This window comes from Rickettsia akari str. Hartford (genome assembly GCF_000018205.1).
Lineage (GTDB): Bacteria > Pseudomonadota > Alphaproteobacteria > Rickettsiales > Rickettsiaceae > Rickettsia > Rickettsia akari.
Genome location: NC_009881.1, coordinates 225,451 through 250,770, shown reverse-complemented (window position 1 = coordinate 250,770; position 25,320 = coordinate 225,451). Strand labels below are relative to the sequence as shown.

Below are 25,320 nucleotides of genomic sequence, written 5' to 3'. Positions count from 1 at the left end.
AGCGACTGCAATGAGCCGTGGCAATCCAGAAAAAATAATAAAAAAGACTATAAATTAGCATTTTTTAACTGGATTGCTTAGTCCATTCCTTCGTAATTTCCTTGCAATGACAAGAAGGCTGCTCCGATGACAACCAATTTTATAAATTAAATTATGTCACAAGATTATTACAAAATACTAGGCGTTAGTAAGACAGCTAGCCAAGCGGATCTTAAAAAAGCCTATCTCAAATTAGCCAAGCAATATCATCCTGATACTACTGACGATAAAGATGCTGAAAAGAAATTTAAAGAAATAAATCGTGCTTATGATGTTCTAAAAGACGAACAAAAAAGAGCAGCTTACGACCGCTTTGGGCATGATACTTTTCAAAATCAACAGTCACGAGGTGGCGGAGGAAGTCACGCTGGTTTTCATCATGATATTAACGATATTTTCGGCGACTTCTTTAGTGATTTTATGGGGGGTGGTAGAAGAAAGCCTACATCAAGTAAGGCTAGAGGTTCGGATTTAAAATATGATCTGACAATTAACCTAGAGGAAGCGTTTCACGGTATAGAAAAAAATATTAGTTTTTCTAGCGAAGTAAAATGCGATACTTGCCATGGTAGCGGTTCTGAAAAAGGTGAAACAGTCACTACTTGCGATGCTTGCGGCGGTGTTGGAGCGACTAGAATTCAGCAAGGATTCTTTACAATCGAACAAGCTTGTCATAAATGCAAAGGTAACGGACAAATTATAAAAAATCCTTGTAAAAAATGTCATGGCATGGGACGTTGCCATAAACAACGAAATTTATCGGTAAATATTCCTGCCGGTGTTGAAAACGGTACTAGAATAAGACATACCGGAGAAGGAGAAGCAGGTATTAGAGGAGGAAATAGTGGTGATTTATATGTTGATATAGCAATAACACCACATGATATTTATAAGGTAGACGGAGCAAATCTACATTGTAAACTACCTATTAGTTTTGTGAATGCCGCTCTTGGAGGGGAGATAGAAGTACCGGTAATTGAAGGAAGGAAAGTCAACTTAACAATTCCAGCAGGAACACAAAACGGTGATCAATTAAGGTTACGCAGCAAAGGTATGCCTAAAATGAGATCAACTATTAGGGGTGATATGATTACACATATTCATATTGAGGTACCTAAAAATTTATCTAAAAGACAATGTGAGTTACTAGAAGAATTCAAAAAAGAATCCATAAGTGAAAAAGAAAATGACGGCAGCTTTTTTAATAAAATGAAAAGTCTATGGTCATGAATTTTATTTAACTTTCATATAGAAATAAACCTCCGATGTTATAAAATATTATTATGCTTCTTGTAGAACCTATCTTGTAAAGAGCGATTTGAAGGAAACACGGAGCGCAGCATCACAGCGTATATAAACAATCGCACAGATTCGGGTACCGGATTGATGTATAAATTACCTTTAGAAGGATGTTACGCAAGAAGTCTATTTGCATAATATGATCCGTAGGTCTCTATGCCTTATAACAATAATAACGATTTACCTAATTCAGTTAAAAATCATCTTCCAAGTCATGCTAAGGATATTTATCGCGAAGCTTTTAATCATGCATTTGCACAATATAAGGATGCCGATAAAAAACGTGGAAATGGCTCTAAAGAGGCAGTTGCTCATAAATTAGCATGGTCAACCGTAGAAAAAATATCATAAAAATGATAAAGAACACTGGGTAGAAAAATAAGTCCAAGAATATAGACCTATTCCTTCTAGTGGTAATTTGTATGTCAATGCAGTACTCGAATCCTTGCGTACAAGTGTACGCTTCTGTGGTAAGCATTTCCGTGTCTCCTTCAAATTCTTTCCTAAATCTTCGTTTCTGAATAGATCTAATTTATAAGTTAGTAAGATTTTAAATTGAATCCTTGAAATTCTTTAAGCCTATATGTATATTTAGTTATTAACTGAATTTAAGTTCTTATGAAATTAACAAAATTATTGAGTACTCTTTTGGTTATAGGATTAGTTTTTAGCGGGTGTAAAAGCAAAAAAACCAGTGATGACATAGTAGTTCCTATTCCAACTCTTTATAACGAAGGTGTTACTTTGTTAGCAAAGCAAAAATATAAGAAAGCTGCGGAAGAATTCGGAAGAGTATTTTACCAGCATCCAGGTAATGCAATGACGCCGCAAGCCGAATTGATGCAGGCTTATTCTTTGTTCCTTGCCGCTCAATATGAAGAAGCGGTTGATGTACTTGAGATGTTCATTAATTTGCACCCTGCAAATGTTGACATTGCTTATGCGTATTACCTTAAAGCATTATCATATTATATGTTAGTTTCAGACGTAAATCATGATCAATCTAGAACTTCCTTAGCTAAAGATAGTTTTGAAGACGTAATAGCGAGATTCCCAAATACTAAATATGCTATTGATTCATCTTTAAAAATCGACCTAGTAAACGATCATTTAGCAGGTAAAGAGATGATGGTAGGTCGGTTTTACTTAAAGAAACAGAACCCAATGGCAGCTATTAATAGATTTGAAGAGGTAATTGATAATTATCAAACTACTTCTCACTCAGTAGAAGCTCTTTACCGTTTAGTCGAAATCTATATGATGCTTGGGTTACCTGATGAAGCACAAAAATATGCCTCGGTGCTAGGTTATAACTATCCTGATAGTCCGTGGTATAGTTATGCATATAAGTTGGTTAAGTAGTGAGATATTCATAGTGCTTAAAACCCACTAGATGTCATCCCGTGGCTTGACAACGTGATCCATAAAAACAACTTGAAAATACTAATAACTTAGTATTTTAAACTGGACCCCGTGGTCAAGTCACGGGATGACGGTAAAAAAAACGATCCATGCAATAACACTTATAAAAATTAAAGAGTAGTGTATGTTTCATAGTCTCTCAGTTAAACACTTCATTCTGATAGACGAGCTGGAAATTGAGTTTAATAAAGGTTTATGCGTTATTACCGGCGAAACGGGAGCCGGTAAATCTATTTTACTTGATGCTATTTTATTTTGCCTTGGTTATAAAACTTCAAATAATATAATAAAGCGTGGAAAAGACTACGCTGTTGTTAATATAATATTCTCTTTAAATGAGGAAATAAAAAATTTTCTGATTCAAAATTTGATTGAACCTGAAGAATTATTGCTTGTAAAATGTTTGCAAAAAGCCAAAGGACGAAAAAAATTTTTCATTAATAATCAAGTAGTTAATAAGGCTATAATGCAGCAATTAGCTACTTATTTATTCGAACTGCATGGACAAAATAATAATATTTCCCTTCTAGAAGCAAGTACGCAGCGTGATATTTTAGATAGTTATGGAAATTTTTTGGATTTTCGTGCAAGACTTTCCAAATGCTATCAAACTTGGCAAAATATCAAAAACGAAATTGCCGAAATAACACTTAAACAAAATGCTATAGAACAGGAAATTGATTATTTGAGCTTTGCAACGGAAGAATTAACTAAACTGAACATTCAAACAGGAGAGGAGGAAAAATTAACAAATCTACGAAAAAATTTGAAAAATAAAGATAAGGATTTACAGCTAATAAAAGATATTCTGGAACAGATTAATAACCCTGAAATAAATACATCGATTAATAGAGCAGAGAAATTATTAGCAAGGCAAGGCAATAATGAGCATTTTGAAGCTGTCGCTACAAGTTTAGAGGAAGCATATAATAATCTAGAAGAAGCACGCCAAGAATTATCAAATCTGTTGGATAGTTTTAATTATGAAGAATATAATCTTGAAGAAACAGAAGAACGATTATTTTTAATCAAAGCTATTAGCCGTAAATATAATGTTCCTGCGGATGAGTTAGGCGTATTTTTAGATAAAGCTTCAGAACAGCTCGGTATATTAAAAAATAAAATAGCAAATAGTAACGAGTTAAAAGCTCAAGAAGTGCTATTACAGAAACAATATTATGAACTAGCGAGCGATTTATCTGCAAAGCGTCTTATTGCCGCAAAACGTCTAGAAGAATCGTTGCATCAGGAGCTAAAACAGCTTAAAATGGCGAAAGCAATTTTTGAGATTAAGATAGAAGCTAAAAAAGAGCCGACAGCCAGCGGCAATGACGATATTGTGTTTAAAGCTTCTACTAACCCAGGAACAAGAGCGGAAGCAATGAATAAAATCGCTTCCGGCGGTGAATTATCAAGGTTCATGCTTGCTTTAAAAACTTCTTTGTTTGATAAAATGGTAAAACCGGCTATTATATTTGATGAAATAGATGTCGGGATTAGCGGAGAGGTCGCAGATAAAGTAGGTGAGCGGTTAAAAAAGCTTAGCTCAGTTACTCAGGTAATAGTTATTACGCACCAGCCGCAAATAGCAGGTAAAGCGGATTTGCATATAAAAATCGAGAAAACACAGCTAGAGAAAGAAACGAAAGTCACGGTAAAAACTTTAAATTCAGCTGAAAGACAGGAGGAACTCGCTCGCATGATTTCAGGTAAAACAATCACCGAGGCAAGTTTAAAAGCAGCAAAGGAGTTATTGCATTTGTAATCAACGTCATTGCGAGGAGCGAAACGACACGGCAATCCAGACCAATAATTAAAAAATTCTGATTTACAGAGTTTTTAACTAGATTGGTTCGTCGAATTGTTACGTAATTATTCTCGCAATGACGATTTGGTATCAATGCGGATTATGTCCACTAGCAATGACACAAAACAAGGAACATATGAACAACTACACAAAATTAGAAAACGAGTTTGCGACCATCTCACATTTTAATAATATCTTAAGCATATTATACTGGGATGTTGCCGTAAATATGCCTATAGGCTCAGGTGAGAGCAGAACAAATGAAATAGTAACTTTAACGTCGATTGTTCATTCTATGCTCAAATCCCCTATACTAAAAGAGTTACTTAGCAAGGCAAAAGAAGAATCAACGAACCTTGATGAATGGCAGAATGTTAATATTAGAGAGATTGAAAGAAAAATAACAGATGCAAATTGTATTGACGAACAGCTGCAAAAGCAATTGGTTGCTGCTACCACTAAAGCCGAACTTGTTTGGCGAGAAGCAAGAAAAAATAATGACTATAATTTATTCAAACCGCATTTACAAAAAGTTTTAGATTATATGCAAGAGGTTGCTAAAGTACGAGCAGATGTTTTTAATTGCGAATTATACGACTCATTAATCGATATGTTTGATCCAAGCAGAAAAAGTAGCGAAATCAAACAAATTTTTTCAGTACTTAAAAAAGAACTCCCACAGCTTATAAATAAAGTTTTAGAAAAACAGAAAAACGCGAAAGAGTTAGTAAAGAACATCGAACTAGCTCCTGAAATGCAAAAGCGTATCGGAAAACGCATGATGGCAATTATGCAGTTTGATCTAAAAAAAGGACGATTAGACGAATCGACTCATCCTTTTTGCGGCGGAACGCCAAATGATATACGTTTAACTACTAGGTATGATAAAGATAATTTCATAAGCGGTTTAATGGGAATTATTCACGAAACAGGACATGCTTTATATGAACAGAATCTACCGGAAATGTATAAAGGACAGCCGGTTGGCCTGGCTAAAGGTATTGCCTTCCATGAGAGCCAATCTTTATTTATGGAAATGCAAGTAGGTAGATCACGAGAGTTTACAGCATTTTTAGCTAAATTACTTCGAGATGACTTTGCTTTAAAAAGCGAAGAATATTCAGCAGAAAATTTATATAGAAAAATTACTAGAGTTAAACCTGATGTTATAAGAGTGGATGCAGATGAGCTAACTTACCCGATGCATGTAATATTACGTTTTGAGATAGAGGAAATGCTTATCAATGGTGACTTGAATCTTGATGAGTTACCAAGCTTTTGGGATAGTAAGATGCAGGAATATTTAGGCGTTAAACCGGTAAATTTCAGTAACGGCTGTCTTCAAGATATTCACTGGTCACATGGAAATTTCGGTTACTTTCCCGCCTATACAAACGGTGCAATTATCGCATCAATGGTGATGAAGAAAGTAAAAGAGAGGCATTCTAATATAAAAGATAATATATTAAAAGGCGATTTTAGTAATATAAATAATTATCTAAATAAGAATTTTAGAAATCTAGGTTCATTAAAAAATTCCGCTGATTTACTAAAAGCAGCAAGCGGTGAGGAAAAAATTAACCCTGAAGTGTATATAAGGTATTTAGAGGAGAAATATTTATAGTAATAAATCGTCATTGCGAGGAAATTGACTATAGTAAATTGATGAAGCAAGCTCACAAATTCCTGAGATTGCCACGCTCCTTACAGTCGCTCGCAATGACGGCTTATGCCACAAACAAATAATAGAAACAATAATATGGAAGAATATTTAAAAAAAACAGGTTATTTATTTGCTGGGAACGCTGTTTTTGTTGAAGAGCTATATAGGCAATATTTAGCCAATTCCGCCTCGGTTGATCAAACTTGGCAAGAATTTTTTGCCGGTATTAAGGATAATAGTGCTGTGCTTAATAAAAGTACGGCCAAGATAATTATTCCTTATGAAATAAAAAAAGAGCCGTTACATAATAATCTATCTTCTGCAGTCCTAAGTAGTTTAAAAGCTAAGGAAATGATTAATGCTTATCGCAAGCATGCTCATTACTTAGCGAATCTTGACCCGCTTGGTCTTGAGCTACGTAAAACAAAAAATGATTTAAAACTTAATATAGAAACTTTTGGTCTTGATAGTAGCCAGTTAGAAGAAAATATCAATATTACGGATGAATTTGTCGGTACTTGGAACTGTAAATTATCTGCATTAGTTACCAAGCTCGATAAAGTTTATACAGGTTCTATCGGGGTTGAATTTGAACAAATAGAAAATGTAGAAGAAAAAAGCTGGTTATATAGTCAGATAGAAAACGACATTACATTTTCTGCTGAAGACAATAAAACTATCTTAAATGATTTAGTAGAGGTAGAAGGGTTTGAGCAATATCTACATACAAAATTTCCCGGAGCTAAGCGTTTTTCTGTTGAGGGTGGGGATGCTGCTATAGTTGCTATGAGTAAAGCTATAGATTTATCCATGAATCAAGGCATTGAAGAAATCGTTATCGGTATGGCACATCGAGGGAGATTAAACACTCTGACTAAAGTAGTAGGTAAACCATATAAAGCTGTTATTGCGGGTTTCATAAACAGTAGTGTATTTCCTGATGAGCTAAATGTTTCAGGTGATGTGAAATATCACTTAGGCTATTCATCAGATAGAGTCATAGAGGATAAGAAAATACATTTATCGCTTGCCTATAATCCATCACATTTGGAAGCAGTAAATCCTATAGTTGCAGGCAAAGTAAGAGCAAAACAGGATATTCTTTTAGATACTCAACGCAGTAAAGTTAAGGCTATTTTAGTGCATGGTGATGCTGCTTTTTGCGGTCAAGGCGTAGTTGCTGAAAGTCTATCAATGTCACAGCTCACTGCTTATGATATCGGCGGAATATTACATTTCGTTATTAACAATCAGCTAGGTTTTACGGCTAATGCTACGGATACTAGAGCTAGCAGATATTCTACAGAGTTTGCTAAAATCAGTGCTGCTCCGATTTTACACGTTAACGGTGATGATATAGAAGCAGTGTTAAAAGCCACCAATATTGCGTTAGAATATAGGCAAAAATTCAGTAAGGATGTTGTAGTAGAAATTATTTGTTACCGTAAATACGGGCATAATGAGGGCGATGAGCCGATGTATACTCAAGGCAAGATGTATAACATTATTAAAAGCAAACCTACTCCTGGAAATATTTACGCAAATGAGTTAGTAAAACGCGGTATAATTGATAATAATTATTATGCTAAGTTAAAAGAAGAATTTAAAACAAGACTAGATAAGGAATATGAACAGGCACAAAGTTATAAGCCGGAAGTACATTTCTTAGGTGGGTTATGGCAAGGCATTTCTCGCACATCTACACAAGCTGCAATAACTGGCGTCGAAAAAAAAACATTACAAGATTTAGGAACTAAACTATGCGAAATACCGAAAGATTTTGTCGTTAATCCAAAACTTGTAAAACTATTTGAAGCACGAAAAGCCAATCTAATAGCTGATCAGCCTATTGATTGGGCAACAGCTGAGCAGCTAGCTTTTGCAAGCTTGCTTGCTTCAGGTACAAATATCAGACTAACCGGACAAGACTGCGGACGCGGTACTTTCTCGCATCGTCATTCAGTATTGCATAACCAAAGTGACGATACTACCTATATACCTCTCAATAATTTATCTAAAGAACAAGCAAAATATGAGGTAGCCGATAGTAATTTATCTGAATATGCGGTGCTTGGTTTTGAGTATGGTTATTCACTTGCAAATCCAAAAAATTTAGTTTTATGGGAAGCACAATTCGGTGATTTTGCTAATGGAGCTCAGATTATTTTTGACCAGTTTATTTCAAGCGGCGAAACTAAATGGCTTCGTATGAGCGGGCTTGTGGTACTACTTCCGCATGCATTTGAAGGACAAGGACCGGAGCATAGTTCAGCAAGACTTGAGAGGCTCTTGCAGCTAGCAGCTGAGGATAATATGTATGTTACATATCCAACTACTCCTGCCTCGATTTTCCACCTGCTACGTCGTCAAATACTTGGTGATACACGCAAACCGTTAATCGTAATGTCGCCGAAATCATTATTACGTCATAAATATGCCGTATCTAAACTTGATGAGCTAGGCGACAATACTGCTTTCTTACCGGTTTTAGATGAAGTAACTAAAATAGATACAAACAATATTACTAAAGTCATTTTATGTAGCGGTAAGGTATATTACGATCTATTTGAAATGCGTGGCAATAATAGTAATATAGTAATTGTCAGGCTTGAGCAATTATACCCTTTTGAAAAAAAACTTGTAGCATCGCTATTAAAAAAATATAATAGGACGCAGGAATTTGTTTGGTGTCAGGAAGAACCAAAGAATATGGGCGCTTGGCGTTATATAGCTTCTTACTTAAATGATGCTTTAAAAGAAGCAGGAATTAATAATGAATTTAAATATGTAGGTAGAGAGGAATCAGCTTCTCCGGCAGTAGGTTCGCTGCAAGTACATAATAAGCAGCAAGAGAAGCTATTAAGGGAAGCATTGGGGATGTGATTCTTAGTGTTATCCCGTGGATTGATTCATGGATCGGTAAAAACGTCTGTTTCACCCCGTGGGTTTTACCGATCCATGCAACAATCCACGGGATAATACCGAATACGTTTTTCGATTTTTTAGGAGTAAAATAAATTATGAGCGTTAAAATTATAGTACCGTTGCTTGGAGAGTCCGTAACAGAAGCAACTATTGCCAAATGGTATAAGAAAGAAGGTGATTCGGTTAAAACCGATGAATTACTGTTAGAAATTGAAACCGAAAAAGTGACTTTAGAAGTTAATGCTCCTTGTAACGGTACTATAGGTAAAATATCGAAAACTGATGGTGCAAATGTAGCAGTTGGAGAAGAAATAGGAGATATAAATGAAGGTGCAGCTGTTAATACTGCCGGTACTCATACTGAATCTGCTAAAGCTCAAGAAGTTACGCAACCTACTTCAGAAAAGCCTGTAGACAGACCTGCCATGGTTAATAATATTCTTGCTCCTTCCGTACAAAAATTAGTTACCGAAAATAAGCTTGACCCCAATAATATAAAAGGAACAGGTAAAGATGCTAGAATTACCAAAAGCGACGTGCTTGAAACAATAAACACAAAGTCTGCTGCTACTTCTACTACAGTAAACAAAACTAACGAAGAAAGAGTACAGCGTGTTCGTATGTCACGCTTACGTAAAACTATTGCACAGCGTTTAAAAGATTCACAAAATACAGCAGCTATTTTGACTACTTTTAATGAAATCGATATGTCAAAAGTAATTGCATTGCGTAATCAATATAAGGAAGAGTTCGAGAAAAAGCACGATGTGAAACTTGGCTTTATGTCGTTTTTTGTTAAAGCAACAATTGAAGCTTTAAAGCTTATTCCATCGGTCAATGCTGAAATAGATGGTGATGATTTAGTATATAAAAATTACTATGATATAGGTGTAGCTGTCGGAACAGAGCAAGGACTTGTTGTACCGGTTGTTAGGGATGCCGATCAAATGGGATTTGCTGAGGTAGAAAAAGCTATAGGAACTTTGGCTAAAAAAGCTCGTGAGGGTAAACTTTCTATGGCTGATTTGTCAGGGGGAACATTTTCGATTTCTAACGGAGGCGTATATGGCTCATTATTATCTACACCGATTATTAATCCTCCTCAATCAGGTATTTTAGGATTACATAAAACTGAGGAAAGAGCTGTAGTTATAGACGGTAAAATTGAAATACATCCGATGATGTATATAGCTTTATCTTACGATCATCGTATAATTGACGGAAAAGAAGGAGTATCGTTCTTGGTAAAAATTAAGCAGCTTATTGAGAACCCTGAGAAGTTACTACTGAATTTGTAAAAAATTGTCATGCCGTGGTCAAGCCATAGGGTGCCACCCCAAAGCCTTGAATATCCGCCTACGCGGGATTGACATAAATGAGAAACATACGGTATCGGTGAGCCACAGCATGACAATAGAAAAAAAGTATATAATAATGATCAAATGTACTCGTCGTATTGAGTTCGATGCAGGACATAGAATTATAGGACATCAAAATAAATGTCAGTTCCTGCACGGTCATCGCTATGTTCTTGAGATAACTATAGCCGCACACGAAACCGATAAACTCGGTATGATAGTAGATTTTGGTTTAATTAAGGATTTAGCTAAAAAATGGATTGACGAACATTTCGATCATAGCTTAATTCTACATCAAGACGATAAGGAAATGGGGCAGCAAATAGCAAATTGTACCGGTCAAAAAATATATTACATGCAAAATAACCCGACTGCAGAAAATATAGCGACACATTTAAAGAATGAAATTTTGCCTAAACTGTTCGTAGGTCAAAACTTCTTCGTAGCAAGCCTCAAACTATATGAAACACCTAATTGTTTTGTTGAGGTTTAAGCATGCAAGATTGCTGTTTAATTTTAACAACTACTAATGATTTGCAAATTGCCGAGAAAATAGCATCTGTTTTGTTAGAATTAAATCTTGCTGCCTGCATTCAAATTGACGATGTCAAAAGTTACTTTAGATGGGATAGTAGAATAACTTTAGCAACCGAATATAGACTTGTAATTAAAACAAAATCTGCTAATTATAACAAAATTGAAAATAAAATCCTTGAAATTCACAATTATGAATTGCCACAAATAATAAAAATAAGTATTGCGTATGGCTTTCAAAAGTACTTAGAGTGGATTGATCAAAATAGTAAATAAATTTAAAATTAAGTAAGTAAATTATGAAATTATGGCAAAAAGTTACCTTAGGGTTAAGCTTAGGTATTATATTTGGTATATACTTACCACAATATGTTAGTTATATTAAACCTATCGGTGACATTTTCTTACGTTTGATAAAAATGATCATTACCCCTTTAATTTTCTTTAGTTTGGTTTCAGGTATCACTAGTATGAATGATACTTCTGCCCTGGGTAGAGTAGGAATGAAAGCGGTAGCTGCTTTTTTAGGTACTACTTTTTTTGCTACGGTTTTTGGACTCACTGTTGCCTTAGTATTAAAGCCGGGAGTAGGCATACATATAGATTTTACCTATTCAGGAATGACAAATAGAACTGCATTTAATATAGTTGATTTTTTTGTCAATATCGTCCCTGAGAATGCGGTTGGTGCTTTTGCAAACGGTGATGTCTTGCAAGTTGTATTTTTTGCTATTTTTGTTGGGATTACCTTAAACAAAATGAAATCTATCGGTGGGCCTGTGACTGATTTAATTCATGTAATGTCAAAATTAATATTAAAAATGATATCGTTTGTTATTCAATTATCCCCTTACGGTGCTTTTGCTTTAACTGGCTGGATTGTAGGGATGCAGGGAATTGAAGTCATGATTAGTTTATCAAAACTTGTTGTAGCGGTAGTTGTGGCAATGACATTCCAATATTTAGTTTTTGGTTTACTTATATATGTATTTTGTCGTGTTTCACCTATACCGTTTTATAAGAAAAGTTTTGAGTATCAGATACTTGCTTTTTCTACTTCAAGTAGCAAAGCTACTCTTGCAACTACTATGCAAGTTTGTCGTGCAAAGCTTGGAATTTCAGAGTCTAGTACTTCGTTCGTACTTCCGATAGGGGCATCAATTAATATGGACGGTTTTGCTATAAATTTATCTCTTACTACTATATTCTTTGCTCAAATGATGGGAGTAACGCTTGCTCCTCACGACTATTTAGTAATTATTCTCACCTCAACACTTGGATCTATCGGCGGTGCAGGTATTCCAGGTGCCTCTTTGATAATGCTTCCAATGGTGCTTTCTTCCGTTCACTTACCTATAGAGGGAGTCGCAATTATTGCCGGTATTGATCGAATACTTGATATGCTACGTACTACTATCAATATTACCGGCGATGCAACAATTACTATGATTATAGATAACAGCGAAAATACTTTAGATAAGGAAGTATATTTATCTTAATGAGGTCGGATATTCTTGACTATAGGCATCGTTGCATGGATACTAAAGGCCATCATTGCGAGGAAAAACTATAAGTTTCGTCCACAATCTCAGGAGTTTCTTATTATTTCATGAGATTGCTACGCGAGTACTACGACTACTAGCAATGACGTAGTGATATCTATGCAATATGCACGCTTATAATGACGGCTTGGGTATTAACAAACAATACTCTCCCTATTTATTTACTTGATTTTTATAGATATCGATTTTGAAATATTGATCAAGCCGTAAAAGGTGATAATAGAATAGAATGTTTGCAAGGCGATTCCCATAAAGTATAGGCCATCTTCCTAAAAGAAAAAATATCTGAAAGAGTACATCCCATACTTTTAATAGAAGATACTCATATTAATATGATAGGTATTTTAGAATATTTTCATAATAATATCTTGAAAAAATGGGATTATTTCATCATTGAAGATACTAATAGTGATCATAATAATGCTTGTTATGATGTTTGGAGGAAAACTTTAGATGAAAAAACTTGTATAGCAAAATTAGAAAATTTAAACAATAAAATCATTAGATTAATTAGCTGGTTGAAAGAAAAAAAGATTTATATTTAGTATATATACAATATGTAGATCCTTGCGGCATTATTAATGCTTCTAAAAATTGGAACTCAGTTATAAAAAAGATTTAAAGATAATGACTGTGTATTATTAGAAAGGAAATTTATCTAAAAAATTTTAATATTAATAGCGATGAGGTTTTAAACAATTTTACTAAAATCCATATAAATCTATTGTATTTTTTAAACATTTTTTAGAAAAAAATATGTAAATTATACAAAAGAAATTAAAGACGCTCTAAATAATAATGCAGAAATTATACATATAAACAATATTGATCAAAAAAATTATAATATAATTACTCCATATGACGGTGAGGTACGGGTTAGCGTAATAGAAGAGCTAATTTAGAGTAAATAGGGATAATTGGTAGTTTCCCTGTATTATATTAAAGATGGAGATACGAATATTATTAGAGAAGCAGCACCAAAACATAATTCTTATAATGAATGTAGTTCTCAATCGACGTATAATGATTGAGATCGGAATGTAGATGCTGCATACCGTCCAATAGCAGATAAGAGTGATAACTGATCTCTTATATTTTATTTAATTTTTGGGATTCTACATAAAGGACATGATAATCTAGCTATAATATATATTAGCCTTAAAGATATATTAAATCAATTGAGCTACCAAGATATCTTAATCGGGTGTAGTAATGAATTTACAGTAACAAGGGCAGATTCTTTTTCATGTAAAATATTAAGCAACAACATACCTTTATTAGTAGAATACGCTACCGGCTATTATAGCAGAATAACAATTGATGCTATTCCTGAAACACAAAGAGCAGCAGGGTTTTTAAATAAAATTAGAGAAATTGTAGATCAAGAATCTATGCAAAACTATATATATGTTACTTCCGGTAATATTGTTGTATTAAGCAATAAAACGGTTGTACATAAAAGAGATAGCTATAGCCATAAATGGGATGGAAAAGACCATTATTTTATTAGAATATATTCAGTGAAGATATAAACCAAGGTATATTAGCAAATTCTGCTCAACCTTGGATATGGGTATAATAAATATGGCGATTGTATGGAAATCATATAAAAACGTCGTGTGCAATGCCTGACGATGTGCAAAGCAACGTGGCAATCTAGAAAAATAATTATAAACTTTAAAATTGCTTGAATAATTTTCATATAATTAATCTAGGTACTATGTAACTATGTAGCATTAAACCTTTGTCGGTAAGATAGATATTTTTATCTAGTTTAATTAAATCTAACGCTTGATAATGTTTAAGGTTATTCATGTCTAAAATATCCATTAATTTTGCGTTTATTTTCTGCTCTAATGTAGAAATATTTATGCCTTTGCTAAGACGTAAACCCATCATTAAAATCTCTTCGATTATTTCTTGATGTGTTAGCTTAGCGTTAGTTTGAATACCGACATTTTTTGTTTTAACTGAGTCTAACCATTTTTCTGGCTTGTGCCACATCATAATTGCCGCTACCGAACCTGACGGTTCAATGATTCTACTATGAGCCCCGGGACCTATACCTAAGCAACTATTATAATGCCAATAAGTCAAATTATGCAAACATTTCTGATTTGCTAGAGCATAATTAGATATCTCATATCTAAAATATTTTTTAGATGCTAGATAATGATTTGTCCATTCGTACATTTCAGCTGCCGCATCTGAATGCGGCACAATCAGATTACCCTCATTAAATAATTTATAAAAAGGTGTACCTTTTTCGATAGTCAATTGATAAAGAGAGATATGCCCATTTGCGAGTTGCATAGCTTGCTTTAATTCTTCTTGCCAGTCTTTTAATTTTTGACCGCTACGTGCATATATTAAATCGAATGAAACTCTTGGAAAAATCCCATTTGCCTGCTCAATTGTTTTGATGGCTTGCAAAGCATCATGAGTTCTGCCTAATTTTTTTAAATCGTCTTCTTTTAAGGATTGTACTCCAATGGACACACGGTTAATTCCGGCAGATTTGAACGCTTTAAATTTTTCAGTTTCAAATGATGTGGGATTGGTTTCTAGAGTTATTTCAGTTCGATTATCAAGAATTGCTAGATTATTGATTTTATTGATTATCAATTCAACTAATACGGGATTCATTAATGAAGGAGTTCCGCCACCAAAAAAAATGGATTTTATATATTTATTTTGAATAATATTCTTAAAATACTCAATTTCGGTTTCATACGATTTAATCCATTGATTATGATCTATAGTGCTAGCCACATGAGAATTAAAATCACAATACGGACATTTTGATAAACAAAAAGGCCAATGAATATAAATGCTTAAATCATCTGCCATAACTTTCATATTTTTAAAGAATTTAGGCAATTTGCTCTAATTTCTCAATCTCTTCTTTTTTTAATCCGATTAATGCAATTATTAATTCAGTTTTTAAACCGGCTTTGATTAAATTTTTTGCTATAATCATTTTTTCTTTTCTTATCCCCTTGTCTATAGCTTGCTTTTCCCAATAATGTGCGATACTGCCAATAATTTTTTCTCTTTTCTTAGGATTTAAATGTGACTTGAGCATCCTTTCTACTTCTAGAATATCACTTTGCCTAATTTTGGTCAAAGTATAGAATAAAATTAGCTCTATATAATCAATGCCTATGTTAACCTTAGCAAATTTAGGTAAAAGATCAGCTACTTCTTGCCATATTTTTAGTAAATCTCGTTCGTGAATATGCTTCATAAAAAATTGCAAAATACCCGACAGAGCATTTTCTTTCAATGCTTGTTCATATATATCATGCACGTTAATCATTACTCCAAGTAGCTTTTACCAATTCGCTATTTTTAAATACTTCCCAAAGATTTCGAGAAACATTATATTGTTGTATACCATTATCAAATACTAAATGATACATGCAAGGACATTTCTTGCTTTTTATTGCTTTCATACAATACTCGGCAATGTTTAACGTGTAGTTAAACAAGCGAAAATCCATATATATAATAATCAGGTTTACTTTGATGTTCTAATAATAAAAATACGTAACCGTCTTCACTATCAAATTTAACAGAAAATACAATATCTAATATGGATTTCTTAACTGTTTTATCTACAAAACTATCTTTTTCCATTTTAATGGTTTTAAAAGAAACCAAACTTTATATACGTGATGGTAAGTGCATTTGAAAAAACTCTTTGGCTACCATTGGATTTTCCAATGCACTTCATATCATCTCATCATGCTTAAGGTTTTTAGACATAAATATCAATGATATACTACCATTATCAGTACATCATTAATATTACTTTTATAAGTATAAATTGAAGTAAACTCAGCTTTACAATTTTTGTTTATTAATCCAATATATATCACTCAAATATACAATTCTTGTACCAGAAGATTATAAGGATAAATATATTATGTACATAGAATAAAATCGATTGGCCGAGATTTCAATAATCAATATTTTTAATTTCAGAGATATTATTAAAATGATGAAAAAACTTACCTGCTATTTTATAATTATTTTATTAACTTTTTGTGTTCAAGCTATGGGAATAATAAGGCACAAATTATATCACACGAAAAATACCAAATTCTAGAAGACTCTGAAGGAGCTGAAGCTCTAAAATGGACAAAAGAGCATACTGATAAAAAAGAACAAGCTTTCCAATCTATGCCGGAATATAAACCGATCAAAAAAGAAATAGAATCAATATTTTATGACCAAAGAAAAATTCCATATGGTATTATCTGTAAAGGTTATGTGTATCATTTTGGGATAGATGATAAAAATCCGCAAGGGTTATGGCGTAGGACATTATTAGTTGAGAATTACTCTAAAGATAAACCAAATTGGGAAGTTCTAATCGATTTTGATAAATTATCCAAAAAACTCGGTAAAAAAGTAATGTATCGAGGTGGAAGTGATTGTTTTCAAAACCCTAAGCGTTACTTAATTACTATGTCCTTTGGTGATAAGGATGAGATATTCTTTAGAGAATATGGGATTTAGACAAAAAAGATTTTGTAAAAAATTGCTTTGAACCAACAACAAGTAGCAGAAAATTATTAGAAGGCAAATTTACTTATCATGCTTTGATCGACCAAGATACTATTATATTTAATCCAGTTTTGCATAAAGAGGATGTTACCGACTCTTTATATCCTAACTCGCTCTACATATGGAAGCGAGGATAACCTGTAGAGAAAGCAAAAAAATATTTGAAATACCAAAAGAATATATACTAGTGTCAGCCGGTAAGCGTTGATCCGATAATATTTCTTCATCTTTAATATTTATATCTGCAGATAAGGCTTTTTATAATTATGATAATAATATTTTAGATACTAAAGATGAGAACTTAAAATTACAAAAAATAAATATGCCATCAGATGCAACTCCTCAAGGTTCTTTTAAAGAATATGTATTTTGGTTGCTACGTTATGATTGGAAATTTCAAGGTAATAATATAAAGCGCTGCGCTTGTTGCCTTACATGGGTAAGATTTACTAAAGGCTGATAGCGATAAGGCTAGTTTTAAAATTTTATTGTCATAAACTGACCGTGAGGTTTTTGATTCTATAGTAGTAACTAAAGATACAGTATTGTTGGCTAGCTACGAGAATGTTATTTCAAAAGTTATTACGTTTACTTTAGAAAATAGCAAATGGACAAAAACGGTAACCTTAAAATTGCCTTATGAGAACACAATTTTTGGTATATATTCTGATGACCAGGCATAAGATGTATTAATTACTATAGAAAATTCTATAGTGCCACCAACTATATATTTATGGGACACAACTAACCAATTAAGCATAATGAGGCAAGATTTATATCCGTTTGATAGTAAAAATTATGTTGTAGCTCAGAAAGAGAAAATGGCAAACTTTGATGGAGTCCAAATACCGTATTTTGTTGTTTATAAGAAAGGTACAAAATTTGACGGTAAAACCCAACATTACTCACCGCATATGGAGTATTTCAAGTAATAAATTCTCCGTATTGTTCTAGAGTAAATGAACTATGGGTTTAAAATGGCGGCGTTAATGTACTTACTAATATCAGAGGCGGCGGAGAATTTGGTCCTGAGTGGCATAAGGCGGCTCAAGGAATAAAACGTCAAAACCAGCTTTAATGATTTAATTGCAATAGCAGAGGATTTAATAAAGCAAAATATTACTAGCACTGAATATTTAGGAATTAAAGGAGGAAGTAATGGCGGATTGTTAGTAAGTGTTGCTATGACGCAGCGTACCGATTTATTTGGAGCTATAACGTGTGAAGTACCTATACTTGATATGGTACGCTATAAAAAATTCGAAGCAGGACATTCATGGATAACTGAATATGGAGATCCGGACAATCCAAATGATTTAGTACATATTAAAAAATGCACCGCTAGAGAATTTATCTTTAACGTACAAATACCCAACTGTGTTAGTTACAGATTCAGTATTAGATCAGCGTGTAAACCACATGGCATGGAAGAATTTTTGAGTATGTACTTGAGCAAAACTCAAATACTAGAACTTACTTTCTAGAAAGTTGAGATAGTTGGCATTGTAGTGTTAGTGATTTAAAAGATAGTGCCAATTATTTTATCAAAATCTATACATTTTTTGCAAATGCTTTGAAATTGAAAATTAATTAAATTTTACTTCACGTGTGCATTGCCCGTGTGGATTAATTTCACCTTTGTCAAGCCACGGGGTGACACAGTGGATTTTACCACTCCAGGCAATAATGCCGTTTTATGAAAACAATTTTCCAATTCCGCTACGTAATAGATTTTTAGGATTCATTTTACTGGCTTTTTTCATCATCTCACTTATTTGCTTATATTGCTTTAGCAAAATATTGACTTTTTGTACTGTAGTCCCTGCTCCAGCAGCTATACGTTTTCTACGAGATGCATTAATTATATCCGGATTCTTACGTTCTTTCAGAGTCATAGATAAAATCATTGCTTCTTGATGTTCAATTATTTTACTATTTAATTTTGATTGATCTATTTGATCCATAATTTTACCGCTACCCGGTAACATACTAAGTATACTTCCAAAACCTCCCATTTTTTTTATACTTCTCATTTGCTGAAGATAATCATTTAAATCAAACTTACCTTTTTTTAATTTAGCTGCAGTTTTTTCAGCTTCTTCTCTATCAACGATACTAGCTGCTTTTTCAACAAAAGATATAATATCGCCCATATCAAGTATTCGAGAAGCTAAACGTTCAGCATTGAATTCTTCTAAATCAGTTAGTTTTTCACCGCTACTTAAAAATTTAATCGGCTTTTTAGTAATATATTTTACACTAAGTGCTGCACCGCCTTTAGAATCGCCGTCAATTCTAGATAAAATTAATCCTGAAATTTCTAACTTTTTATTAAAGTTGCTTGCCGTAACTACCGCATCCTGCCCTGTCATACTATCAATTACTAGCAAAGTTTCTGTAGGCTCCACTATATTTTTTATTGCAAGCGCTTCCTCCATCATCTCTTGATCAATTTGTGTACGACCTGCCGTATCATAAATTACAACGTCATAAGCAGAAATTTTAGCCTCGGCAATAGCTCTTGTGACAATATCAAGAGGTTGCTCACCTTGCACAATAGGTAATGAATTAATCTGTACTGAGTTTGCCAGTATAGCAAGTTGCTCTTGGGCGGCCGGTCTGTAAGTATCCAAAGAAACAAGTAAAACTTTTTTATTTTGATTTTTAAGTCGCAGAGCAAGCTTGCCACTTGCGGTAGTTTTACCGCTCCCTTGCAGCCCTACCATTAGGAAATTTATGGGCGGCTTTGAATTTAAATTTAGCTTTGTCTCACTTTCACTTGAAGCTAAGAGATTTATCATCTCTTCATGAATAATTTTAATTATCATCTGCCCCGGTGAAACGGATTTAATAACCTCATGCCCTAAAGCGTTCTTTTTAACTTCTGCTATAAAATCTTTTATCACCGGTAATGCAACATCCGACTCTAAAAGAGCCACTCTGATATCACGCATAGCGTTATCTATTTGAGCTTCCGTTAAAATGCCTGAACTGGCTAATTTATCAAAAATCTTCGTTAAATTTTGTGTTAAAGTTTTAAACATGTAAGTAATTTAATTTATAAAGTTCTAATATATTTTGCCCAATATGTTTTAGCAACAATAATATTTTATGGTTTTATGTAGGCGTTGTTGCATGAATCGATTTTCCGTTGTCATCCTAATTAACTTGATCGCGGGATCCAGTTAAAAATACTAAAATTATTAGTATTGCAAGTTGTTTTTATGGACAAAGTGGTCGAGCCACAGGGTGACACAACTGATTTTACCTATCCATACAATAACGCCTTTTATGAATAACATTGAAAGGAACGTAGTGATGTCGTGTTAATTACTAGTAAACTCATTCACCACTAATATATAACTTGTTTTTAAGTCCAAATCATAATCAATGGTATTATATATTAACTTTTTTATACCGGTAAATTTTTGTAGTAAATAGGAAGGATGCTTATTTGATAATTTATTAAAAATCTTATTTTCTAAATCTAGCAGTTCAATATTAACGTTAGCAGCTTTTTTAAGCATTCTATTCATTAATAATAATAAATTGTCAATAAAATCTAGCCATAATTCTCGGTCTTTATTAGTAAAACGATGAATAAAATCTAATGTTTCATTATCTGCTATCGGTTGAATAAACTGAAGATATAAGTCATTTCGAGCATGAGGTAGAGTAGATCTAATATTAACTTTAAAACATCTTGATCTAATCGTAGATATAATACTTGCAGCTCTTGAAGTAATTAAAAAAATGTAACTATTCTTTGGTGCATCTTCAAGAATTTTTAAACATGAATTCGCTGCATTCAAATTCATAAGATCTGCCGCATAAATTACTACAACTTTATAACCTGAGATTGCAGAAGTTTTACTTAAGAAGTCTTGTAATTTTCTTATTTGTTCAATAGAAATATTTTTAGCATTAGATGTATATGAAGTTTCTCTAGAGATAAAATGATAATCAGGATTGTTTTCAAGCGGAATGCTATTCTTAAAAAGCGTACTATATACGAAATCTTCTAAATCTTTTAAAGCTTGCTCTATATTTTCAGCTTCGATAAGCCAACTATGATATAGCTTATTATGCTTTAAGTTAAACTTTAGGCGTTCAATTATCAATGGTTGTAATATCGTTAAGAATTGTTCTATATCATTCCGGCTTTTGCAGAGCATTGTTGCATGAGCCGGTTTTTCTAGTATCACCCTGCAAACTTATAACGTGGTTTGGAAACTATCAGTACTGTAATAAGTTACTTTTTTAATTACAAGCTTCTTTCATTTTTCTTCCAGCTCTAAAAGTAGGTTGATTGTAAGCATCTATTTTCATTTTTGCTCCAGTTTTTGGGTTACGGCCCTCACGTGCTTTTCTATGATGTATTTCAAATGAACCAAAACCTGTTATATTAATATTATAGTGGCTCCTTATAGCACTAATCACACTATCAAGAACTAAATTAAGTGCTTTCTCAGCATCAGCTTTTGTTAATGTTTTATGTGAAGCATGTTTATGATTATGAGCATGGTCTGTCATAAATGCTATAAATTCGGTTTTATTCATTTTTTTTGGTTCGCTTTTGTTATGTGTACTCATAATAAAATCAACTCTCCTTTAATGGGTTAATATGTATTGATGTTTTTTTATAAAACAATATATACAACTGGCAATAATATACATCAATATATTTTTTATGTGAGTTAATTATAACAAACTACCCACATACTGCAAATACCAGTTATTTACAAAGTTTAAAATATATACGTTATTATATTAATTTATAAAAAAATGTAGCCATTTTACATCAGTAATACTGTTAAGACTATCTTAATCAAGTAACTAAAGTGAAAATTTATCATTCAAACCCTAATTTATTGTCAGTAGTAAATTACAAAAGCTAATTTTCTACTTTGTAAAAAATTATAAGTTTTACATAAAAAACAATATATACTTAATTTATATAATAAGTTGGAAACCATCTTTCACTTTTTATATAGAATATTTCTAACCAAATGGCAGATTTATGTAATAATGCGGCTATTCACATTAATTTAGAATAAAATTTTTAAGGCAAAATATATTAAATCCAATGTTATTGTCTGAAATTTGTATTAAACGCCCTGTCTTTGCTACAGTTTTGAGTTTGGTTATCTAGCTCTTGTGACAATTTTTACCAAACTACAAATTAGAGGAACTCGTGATATTTCAGTGCCCATTATATAACGTCGAAGCTCATTATGCATGTGCCGGTGCTTCATATATGAAAAAAGAAATAACGACACGTATAGAAAAAGCTTTAAAGACGGTTAAAACTTAGATTATATAACTTCTCAAAGTTCTACAGACGCAAATAGTATTACTTTATCGTTTCTATTATCTACCGATATCGCAGTAGCATTAAACGATGTGCGTTCTAAAATATCGGATATCACTTATATGTTCCCGCAAGATATGAAAGCCCCATCAGTTGCAAAACTTGATGCCGATAGTTTGACAAGCCTCTTCATAAGTGTTGAAAGTGATCAATATAGCGATTTAGAATTGACAAAGATCGTCGAATATAATCTACAAAGACCGTTAGATAAACTTGAAAGCCTAGGACAATCGCAAATTTACGGCTATCGGGAATATATAATGAGAATAGAACCAGATTCCAAAAAATTATATCAACATAAAATTTCTTTATTGAAGATTGAATCTGCAATAAAAGAGCAAAATAAAGATTAGCCAATAGGTATAATTAAAACAAAAAGTAATAATTTTATAGTAACGCTTGAAGGCTCTTTATCTACACCGGAAGAATTCGGCAATATTATGCTAAAAGTACAAAACGGAGGTATCATAAAATTACGCGATATAGCGAAAATATCTTTCACTTCTCACGATGAGGACATAATTTTCCGATATAACGGAAAAAGCTCCATTGCTCTTGGTCTTATAAAAGCATCAAAAGCTAATGTCATAGATTTATCAAATGAAGTAACTAAAGAGCTAGAAAGAATTAAAGAATCAATGCCCAAAGGAATACACATGGATATCGCATATGATGGAGCAATCCCTGTAAAAGCATCAATTTATGCGATATTTCAAACAATTTTTGAATCTGTAATATTAGTATTTTTAGTCACATATTTATTTCTTGCTTCTGCTAAAATTACCTTAATTCCGTTTGTGACGATTCCGGTATCGTTGATCGGTACTTGTAGCGTAATGTATATTTTTGGATTTTCTATTAATATCTTTACGCTCCTTGCTATGATACTTGCTATATGTTTAGTTGTCGATGATGCGATAGTTATGCTTGAAAACATTTTTAGATATAATGAAATGGGGAATAAACCCATGGAAGCAGTTTTACTTGCTTCTAAAGAAATCGGCTTTGCAATCATTGCTATGACTATTACCATTGCTGCCGTATTTTTACCCGTCGGTTTTATAGAGGGTTTTATCGGAAAATTATTTATTGAATTTGCTTGGACTGTAGCATTTTGCGTTTTGTTTTCAGGATTTGTTGCTTTAACTCCAATGATGTCAAGTCGTATGGTTACAAAACATAATACGGACTTATCGAAATTCTTAGTAAAGTTTCACGACATTCTACAATTTATTCAAAATAAATATTATTTACTATCTCAAGCTAACTTTTGACAATAAAAAGAAATTTGTGATCATTATTGTATCATCATTTATAGTGCTGATTATTAGTTTTAAATTTACTCAAAAAATTTTCGTACCACAAAAAGATGATGGATTTTTACAAGTTTCTCTTAAAGGTCCTGAGGGTTCTAGTTTAGAATCTTCTACTAAAGTAGTGAAAGAAGCCGAAAAAATCCTTGCTAATTATCAAGATATATTAGGTTATCTGATGGTAATAGGTGCAGGCGGTAGTGATAATGTTTTTGGATTTATTCAGTTAAAAGATTGGGGTGAGCGTTCTCGTTCCCAAGCAACTGTTAAAAATATGTTAAATAATCAGTTTTCCGAAATACCGGGCATGTCGATTTTCGCTATGGATCCACGTTCAATGGTTAGCGGTAATGCAAGTAGTCCTATTGAGTTTACTATTCAAACAAACCTTAAATATGATGATTTAGATAAAATATCACAACAATTTATTGATATAATGAAAACAAATCCTATTTTCTTAAACGTCAATAGAAATTTACAATCAGCAATGCCGACTATAAGTATAGAAGTCAACCGTGATAAGGCTTATTGATACGGAATGGATTTGGCCAATATAGGCAAAACGGTACAATATTTACTTGCAGGTCAACAAATTGGGGATTTTAGAATGGGTAATGATTTATATGACGTTATATTGCACTTTAATCAAAAAGATCACAAAAATATTAGCGATTTTAGTAAAATTTCAATTAGAGCAAAAAATAATAATATGTTACCGCTTGAATCAATAGCTAATATTACGGAAAAAAATATCAATAAAATCATATAGTCATTATAATAATTCAAAATCCGTTACTATTTCTTCTGATCTTGCTCCTGACGGAAAAATTAATGATGCAATTAATGAAATCAATAAAATAGCCGCTAAGTTACTCGACCCTAGTAATACTATAATTGAATATATCGGTGAGATTAAACAAATGAGAGATGCAGACAGTAATATGCTTACATTTGTGTTTGCTCTTGTATTTATCTATTTAGTGCTTGCAGCTCAATTTGAAAGCTTTACTGACCCTTTATTAATATTACTAGCCGTACCTTTCTCAATAACCGGCGGTGTACTTGCTCTCTAGCTTCCCGGTAATAGCCTTAATATGTATATTAATATCGGACTTATTACTTTAATTGGGTTAATTACTAAGAATTCTATTATGATAGTAGAATTTGCTAATCAACTAAGAGAAAAATGAGTAAATCTTCAAGAAGATATAATAGAATCCTCAAGACTTCGCTTGCGTCCAATTATTATGACTACCGTGGCTGCTGTAGTCGGAGCTTTACCTCTAGTCTTTGCGGATGGAGCCGTTGCTGCTGCTCGTAATTCTATAGGCTTGTTAATAGTTGGAGGATTAAGCATCAGTACTATATTTACAATTTTTGTTATACCTTTAATATATCAAACTGTTAAGAAGGATTAATAACTTATAGAATTATAAAATTTAGTAGACATATAGC

Annotated in this window: 19 protein-coding genes and 2 pseudogenes; 14 read left to right on the top strand and 7 right to left on the bottom strand. The window is 32.8% G+C overall.

The window, feature by feature from the left end:
- Positions 1 to 153: 153 nt before the first annotated feature.
- The 12 genes from dnaJ (at position 154) to A1C_RS08360 (ending at position 14,141) form a co-directional block, all read left to right on the top strand.
- Complete coding sequence (gene dnaJ / locus A1C_RS01200) at positions 154 to 1,269, top strand: molecular chaperone DnaJ (protein WP_012013453.1); 1,116 nt, start codon at positions 154 to 156, stop codon at positions 1,267 to 1,269.
- A gap of 225 nt (positions 1,270 to 1,494) precedes the next feature.
- Positions 1,495 to 1,689 (top strand): ChaB family protein, encoded by a 195-nt coding sequence (locus A1C_RS01195; protein WP_012013452.1) that lies wholly within the window; start codon positions 1,495 to 1,497, stop codon positions 1,687 to 1,689.
- A 267-nt stretch (positions 1,690 to 1,956) separates the two neighbouring features.
- Positions 1,957 to 2,700 (top strand): outer membrane protein assembly factor BamD, encoded by a 744-nt coding sequence (locus tag A1C_RS01190; protein ID WP_012013451.1) that lies wholly within the window; start codon positions 1,957 to 1,959, stop codon positions 2,698 to 2,700.
- Between the two features lie 184 nt (positions 2,701 to 2,884).
- On the top strand, positions 2,885 to 4,525 hold the full coding sequence (gene recN, locus A1C_RS01185) for a DNA repair protein RecN (RefSeq protein ID WP_012013450.1): 1,641 nt from the start codon (positions 2,885 to 2,887) through the stop codon (positions 4,523 to 4,525).
- Positions 4,526 to 4,703: 178 nt separating this feature from the next.
- Positions 4,704 to 6,191: a carboxypeptidase M32 gene (locus A1C_RS01180; protein ID WP_012013449.1), complete on the top strand. Its 1,488-nt coding sequence runs from the start codon at positions 4,704 to 4,706 to the stop codon at positions 6,189 to 6,191.
- A 135-nt stretch (positions 6,192 to 6,326) separates the two neighbouring features.
- Positions 6,327 to 9,113: a 2-oxoglutarate dehydrogenase E1 component gene (locus tag A1C_RS01175; RefSeq protein ID WP_012013448.1), complete on the top strand. Its 2,787-nt coding sequence runs from the start codon at positions 6,327 to 6,329 to the stop codon at positions 9,111 to 9,113.
- Between the two features lie 137 nt (positions 9,114 to 9,250).
- A complete protein-coding gene (odhB, locus tag A1C_RS01170) occupies positions 9,251 to 10,453 on the top strand; it encodes a 2-oxoglutarate dehydrogenase complex dihydrolipoyllysine-residue succinyltransferase (RefSeq protein ID WP_012013447.1) in 1,203 nt (400 codons plus the stop codon).
- A gap of 136 nt (positions 10,454 to 10,589) precedes the next feature.
- Positions 10,590 to 11,006: a 6-pyruvoyl trahydropterin synthase family protein gene (locus A1C_RS01165; RefSeq protein WP_041816813.1), complete on the top strand. Its 417-nt coding sequence runs from the start codon at positions 10,590 to 10,592 to the stop codon at positions 11,004 to 11,006.
- A gap of 2 nt (positions 11,007 to 11,008) precedes the next feature.
- Positions 11,009 to 11,323, top strand: a complete 315-nt coding sequence (gene cutA / locus A1C_RS01160; RefSeq protein WP_012013445.1) for a divalent-cation tolerance protein CutA — start codon at positions 11,009 to 11,011, stop codon at positions 11,321 to 11,323.
- Positions 11,324 to 11,346: 23 nt separating this feature from the next.
- Positions 11,347 to 12,546, top strand: a complete 1,200-nt coding sequence (locus tag A1C_RS01155) for a dicarboxylate/amino acid:cation symporter (protein WP_012013444.1) — start codon at positions 11,347 to 11,349, stop codon at positions 12,544 to 12,546.
- A 395-nt stretch (positions 12,547 to 12,941) separates the two neighbouring features.
- On the top strand, positions 12,942 to 13,154 hold the full coding sequence (locus tag A1C_RS08365; protein WP_012013443.1) for a hypothetical protein: 213 nt from the start codon (positions 12,942 to 12,944) through the stop codon (positions 13,152 to 13,154).
- Between the two features lie 633 nt (positions 13,155 to 13,787).
- A complete protein-coding gene (locus tag A1C_RS08360; protein WP_012013442.1) occupies positions 13,788 to 14,141 on the top strand; it encodes a Fe(II)-2OG oxygenase family protein in 354 nt (117 codons plus the stop codon).
- A 166-nt stretch (positions 14,142 to 14,307) separates the two neighbouring features.
- Here A1C_RS08360 and hemW read toward each other — a convergent pair whose 3' ends face one another.
- The 4 genes from hemW to A1C_RS09060 are packed head-to-tail and all read right to left on the bottom strand — an operon-like array spanning position 14,308 to position 16,272.
- A complete protein-coding gene (gene hemW / locus A1C_RS01140; RefSeq protein WP_041816745.1) occupies positions 14,308 to 15,468 on the bottom strand; it encodes a radical SAM family heme chaperone HemW in 1,161 nt (386 codons plus the stop codon).
- A gap of 13 nt (positions 15,469 to 15,481) precedes the next feature.
- On the bottom strand, positions 15,482 to 15,928 hold the full coding sequence (locus A1C_RS08355) for an RpnC/YadD family protein (RefSeq protein ID WP_041816744.1): 447 nt from the start codon (positions 15,926 to 15,928) through the stop codon (positions 15,482 to 15,484).
- Complete coding sequence (locus A1C_RS09065) at positions 15,921 to 16,064, bottom strand: hypothetical protein (protein WP_269479052.1); 144 nt, start codon at positions 16,062 to 16,064, stop codon at positions 15,921 to 15,923. Before A1C_RS09065 ends, A1C_RS08355 begins: the two co-directional genes overlap by 8 nt.
- A gap of 28 nt (positions 16,065 to 16,092) precedes the next feature.
- Complete coding sequence (locus A1C_RS09060; RefSeq protein ID WP_269479051.1) at positions 16,093 to 16,272, bottom strand: Rpn family recombination-promoting nuclease/putative transposase; 180 nt, start codon at positions 16,270 to 16,272, stop codon at positions 16,093 to 16,095.
- Positions 16,273 to 16,612: 340 nt separating this feature from the next.
- Here A1C_RS09060 and A1C_RS08345 point away from each other — a divergent pair.
- A pseudogene (locus tag A1C_RS08345) lies at positions 16,613 to 18,775 on the top strand (prolyl oligopeptidase family serine peptidase).
- Between the two features lie 100 nt (positions 18,776 to 18,875).
- Here A1C_RS08345 and ffh read toward each other — a convergent pair.
- From ffh to A1C_RS01095, 3 genes are all read right to left on the bottom strand, one after another.
- Positions 18,876 to 20,225, bottom strand: coding sequence for a signal recognition particle protein (ffh, locus tag A1C_RS01105; protein ID WP_012013440.1), 1,350 nt, complete (start codon positions 20,223 to 20,225; stop codon positions 18,876 to 18,878).
- A 282-nt stretch (positions 20,226 to 20,507) separates the two neighbouring features.
- A complete protein-coding gene (locus A1C_RS01100) occupies positions 20,508 to 21,302 on the bottom strand; it encodes a DNA polymerase III subunit delta' (RefSeq protein ID WP_041816810.1) in 795 nt (264 codons plus the stop codon).
- A gap of 139 nt (positions 21,303 to 21,441) precedes the next feature.
- Positions 21,442 to 21,774: an HU family DNA-binding protein gene (locus tag A1C_RS01095; protein WP_012013438.1), complete on the bottom strand. Its 333-nt coding sequence runs from the start codon at positions 21,772 to 21,774 to the stop codon at positions 21,442 to 21,444.
- 493 nt (positions 21,775 to 22,267) lie between these two features.
- Here A1C_RS01095 and A1C_RS06160 point away from each other — a divergent pair.
- A pseudogene (locus A1C_RS06160) lies at positions 22,268 to 25,283 on the top strand (efflux RND transporter permease subunit).
- Positions 25,284 to 25,320 lie beyond the last annotated feature (37 nt).